We start from the raw sequence: 3330 nt of genomic DNA, 5'->3' as shown, positions 1-3330 counted from the left end.
CACCAGGGCGAGTACGCCGCAATCGTCGGCGGTGCCCACTACGGCCGCGGCGACGCGTTCTGCTACAGCCCGCTCGTGAAGGTCTGCTTCGCCGACCCGGCGCTGAGGTTCGACTTCGCCGAGCCCCGCCGCGAGTTCGCGAAGGGTGCCATCCGCGAGTTCATGCCCGCCGGCGAGCGTTCGCTCATCATCCCGGCCCGGTAAACCCAACTCAACTTTTTTTTCCCTAGCGTAACTTAACATGCCTAAAAAGAGTATTTTAGCCGAATTTTTGCGTTTCGTTGCGATAACGGCGCAACTTTTCGAAACCTTTAATTAAGTCATAAACAACTGTTAATTGAACCAAAAAGGTTTTGAACTCATACTCTGGTGCCGTGAGCACCGGAGGAGGATGCTGAATGGAAGAGATCGTATTTGGCATCGGCATTACCGCATTGGCAGGTGCTCTTGCAACCGTCGCCGGCGCTGCGGAAGACACTGAGTCTGACATCGGATCACAGGGTGACCCGAACTCTCAGGTTCAGCTGGCTCCGCAGATGGGATATATTCACCGCATCTTTAACAAGGCAGTTGCCGGTGAACCCCCCGCGTACGGCCTATGGGTTGCTCTGGGTGCAGGCCTTGCCTGGGCATTCATGGCGATGCAGATAAACCCGATACTTGCAATTGTGCTCGGGAGCGCTCTCGCGGTCTTCGTGCAGGGCGTCTATGCGACAACCGCATACCTCGGCCGTACTGCAAGTCTCGCCAAATTTGGACAGCCGGTCTACATCGATATTCTGAAGTCGATGACGACCGTGACCATGGCACACGCGTTCGTAGCTATCTTCACCACCGTCGCGATGTGTCACCTGATGATCGCCGCGCTCGGTCACCCCTTCCCGCTCCCGCTGATGGGTCTCGTCTGGGGTATCGCGCTCGGTGCGGCCGGGTCTGCAACCGGTAACCCGTTCTACGGAAAGGAGCGGCAGTACCAGGAGCAGAAGTTCGGAGCGGGCGTTCCGATCTCCGCATCCGGCAACATCGTCCGCTACGCCGAGGCCGGCCAGCGGAACTCGCTCGACAACGGTTTCTTCAGCGCCAAACTCGGCGGCCCCGCGTCGGGTATTTGTTTTGGCCTGATCGTCTTCTTCGAACTCTGGCGTACCGTGGTCTTCGAAGAGCTCAACATCTGGGGACCGATCATCGTCGGTATCGTCGTTATCCTGGTCTTTGCCATCATCGACCGTTACATCGAGGTCTGGGCAAGGAAGAACTTCGGGCCCTACACGGCTCCTGAGGCTCCTGAGGAGGCATCATCATGAGCGCACTCAGTGGACCCGCACAGACCGGAGGCGTCCAGCCCCCAACGGCAATGGGCCTCATTCTCAGCATTGTTCTTATCGTCGTCGCGCTTGCGCTCGCCTTCTTCCTCGTGCAGATGGTCGGAGTGATCGCTCTCGTCGGCATCATCATCGGCGGCGTCCTGATCGCGTTCGGCGTCCACTTCGTCCCGGTCGGCGGTGCTCCCGCTGCAATGGGACAGGCGCCCGGTATCGCGACCGGTGTCGCGATGCTTGCCGCCGGTGCCGGCCTTGCCGGACTCTTCGGTGGCGCATGGGCCGCTCCGTTCGGACTTGCCGTCGCCCTTGCCGGCGGTACTATCGGCGGCGGGCTCTTGATGGCAATCACCTGTACGATGGTCAACGTCATCTACATCTTCGGTATGGGTATCCCGGCAGCATCCGGTAAGGTCGCAAAGGACCCGATCACCGGCGACACCTTCCCCGAGTACAAGAGCCAGGGTACCGAGGGGCACGGCCTCCCGTTCATCTCCTGGGTCGGCGGCGTCATCGGCGGCGCACTCGGTGGTCTCGGCGGCACGCTCATCTACCTCGAGCTCCTCGACGTTTACCAGGCACAGCTGCCCGTAATCCTTGACGTAACGGTCGAGCAGATCGCGCCCGTCGCCATCTCGCTTGCCGGTATCTTCGCGGTCGGCATGTTCCTGATGAACGCCGTGCTTGCCGCGTACAACATCACCGGTACGATCGAAGGGCCGCACGACCCCAAGTTCAAGAGATTCCCGAGAGCAGTCATCGCAGCCGCTGCGGCTTCCGCCGTTGCAGGCATCTTCGCGATCGCGCTGCTCGAACTGGTGGGGGTATTCTAAATGTCGGTAAAAGTTGAAGTCGGAGCAGGCGGCATCCCGCACAACCAGATCCTGATCTACGGACTCGTGGGATCGCTCGTCCTCATCTACCTGACTTACCTCAACACGGTCACCAACACCCAGTACTTCGCGTTCTTCGGCGGCCTTGCCGCCGTCGCCGCGCTCATCTGGGGTACCGACACGATCAAGCACCTCTGCAGCTACGGTCTCGGTACCGGTGTCCCGTCGGCGGGTATGATCGCGCTCGGGTCCGGTATCATCGCCGCGATCTTCGGAGCCACAACCGGCATCTTCGCACCCATCGTGACGGTCATCATCGCCGCGATCATCGGTGCGGTCGCCGGACTCATGGCAAACCACGTGGTCCGGATGGACATCCCGGTCATGATCGTCTCGCTGATCGAGCTTGCAATCGTCGGTGCGATGACGGTGCTCGGCCTCACGGCCATGGCCTGCGGAACGTTCGAATTCCTCGGCATGATCACCGGCACGGTCGTCATCCTCGGATTCGCCGTAGAAGCCTACGGAGCATCCGTCATCGGCGGCAGCATCATCGCCGTGATCTTCATGCTCGGCGCCATCGCCATCCAGCACTCCTTCAACGCCTGTCTCGGGCCGGGAGAACAGCAGGACCGGACGCTCATGCTCGCCGCGGAGTGCGGGTTCCTCTCCATGATCACCGTTGCGATCATCTCGTTCGCATTCATCGGACTTCTTGCCGCTCTCGTCTCGCTGCTGGTCTCGATCGTCGGGTGGATCTACACCTACACGAAGTACATCGAACTTGCGAAGCGTGACGCCTACGCATGGCTCGACGCACAGCCGATCATGGAGCCCAAGGGAGGTGCCTAAATGGCATATGTTCAGGTACTGCCCGAGTACGGACTGGTCGTCGACCCGATGGTCGGCATCGTCACCACCGCCGGTGTCTCGTACACCCCCGTGCTCGAACAGGTAGCGGAACTCGAGAAGATCACCGACGACCTGGTCGGCATGCTCTCCGGGCAGGGCAACTTCCTGGCCTCGTTCCCGAACAGGGAGGGTATTCTCAACGTCGCCGGAGGCGTGACCGCATTCTGGTACGGCATGGCAGTCGGCCTTCTGGTTGCCGGTGTCGTTGTATTAGGACTGCTGTGAGGTGAAGAACATGGTTGAAAAGAAATCACCGGCAAGCGGAT

5 protein-coding genes and 1 pseudogene are annotated in these 3330 nt (G+C 60.4%); 5 read left to right on the top strand and 1 reads right to left on the bottom strand.

Annotated elements, in window-relative coordinates; all coding sequences use genetic code 11:
• Positions 1–204 (top strand): annotated as a pseudogene (locus BRA62_RS09125) (methyl-coenzyme M reductase subunit alpha); the annotation flags it as partial.
• 55 nt (positions 205–259) lie between these two features.
• Here the strand turns inward: BRA62_RS09125 and BRA62_RS09120 are convergent.
• Complete coding sequence (locus BRA62_RS09120; RefSeq protein WP_292366257.1) at positions 260–490, bottom strand: hypothetical protein; 231 nt, start codon at positions 488–490, stop codon at positions 260–262.
• On the opposite strand from BRA62_RS09120, the gene mtrE reads away from it, so the two are divergent.
• The 4 genes from mtrE to mtrB are packed head-to-tail and all read left to right on the top strand — an operon-like array spanning position 399 to position 3289.
• Entirely contained in the window at positions 399–1304 is a 906-nt protein-coding gene (gene mtrE, locus BRA62_RS09115) for a tetrahydromethanopterin S-methyltransferase subunit E (RefSeq protein ID WP_292366256.1), read from the top strand. The genes BRA62_RS09120 and mtrE overlap by 92 nt on opposite strands.
• Positions 1301–2152 carry a tetrahydromethanopterin S-methyltransferase subunit D gene (gene mtrD / locus BRA62_RS09110; RefSeq protein ID WP_292366255.1) on the top strand — a complete coding sequence of 284 codons (852 nt, stop codon included), beginning with the start codon at positions 1301–1303 and terminating at the stop codon, positions 2150–2152. Before mtrE ends, mtrD begins: the two co-directional genes overlap by 4 nt.
• Entirely contained in the window at positions 2153–3004 is an 852-nt protein-coding gene (gene mtrC / locus BRA62_RS09105) for a tetrahydromethanopterin S-methyltransferase subunit MtrC (RefSeq protein ID WP_292366254.1), read from the top strand.
• Positions 3005–3289, top strand: coding sequence for a tetrahydromethanopterin S-methyltransferase subunit MtrB (gene mtrB / locus BRA62_RS09100; protein WP_292366253.1), 285 nt, complete (start codon positions 3005–3007; stop codon positions 3287–3289).
• Positions 3290–3330 lie beyond the last annotated feature (41 nt).

This window comes from Methanoculleus sp. UBA208 (assembly GCF_002498065.1).
In the GTDB taxonomy this organism is placed as follows: domain Archaea; phylum Halobacteriota; class Methanomicrobia; order Methanomicrobiales; family Methanoculleaceae; genus Methanoculleus.
Note: the sequence above shows the minus strand (reverse complement) of the source record. Positions and strands in the feature narration are given on the sequence as shown.